Origin of the sequence: Burkholderia sp. Ac-20344, from assembly GCF_017104975.1 — a bacterium.
Classification (GTDB): Bacteria; Pseudomonadota; Gammaproteobacteria; order Burkholderiales; family Burkholderiaceae; genus Burkholderia.
In genome coordinates this window covers 1-649 of sequence record NZ_JAAGPP010000382.1, presented here as the reverse complement: position 1 = coordinate 649, position 649 = coordinate 1, and the positions used below count along the sequence as shown (strand labels likewise).

Below are 649 nucleotides of genomic sequence, written 5' to 3'. Positions count from 1 at the left end.
GCATCGAGCGCGCCACGCGCGGCGGCGATCCTGAATGGTGCGGACGGGTCGCGCATCACACGCCTCCCGCACTGCGACGGCGATCGATCCAGTGCTGCAGCACGGCCACGCCGTCGTCCGACCACACCGCATGCGGCCGCACCGCACGTACCGCGGCTAGCGCGTCGCGCGCATCGCCGAACCCGCGTCGCGCCGCCAGCCATGCGGCCGCGCACAGCACGCTGCGCCCGTAGCCGAGCGCGCAGCAGACCAGCACGTCGCGCCCTTCCCCGTGCAGGCGCTCGAGCGCCGCGACGGCCTGTGCCAGTTGCGCGGCCGTCGGCGCGACGAGGTCGAGCTGCGGCACGGTTGCATAGGCGAGCGATGCATCGACCGACGTCCAGCGCGGCATTTCGGCAGTCAGGTCGACCAGTGCCGTGAAGCCGTGGCGGCGCACGTCGCGTGTGGTCGGCGTGCGGCCGATCGATACACGCTCGTCGATCCGAGCCGGCGCCGGCTGCCGGAACGTCCACAGCCGCGAATTGACGAATGCACCGGCAATCGTCGGCGCGAACAGCCAGCGGATGACCACCGGGTAACGCCCGCGCGCATCCTTCTGGAATGCGCCGGGTGCGCCGCGCCGGTAGATCCACGCGACACACGCGAGCGA

General features: G+C 72.3%; 1 protein-coding gene. It reads right to left on the bottom strand.

The window, feature by feature from the left end; genetic code table 11:
* Positions 1-55: 55 nt before the first annotated feature.
* Positions 56-649, bottom strand: a 594-nt coding sequence (locus G3N64_RS39240; protein WP_205788914.1) for a dual specificity protein phosphatase family protein, incomplete at its 5' end; no start/stop codon positions are given.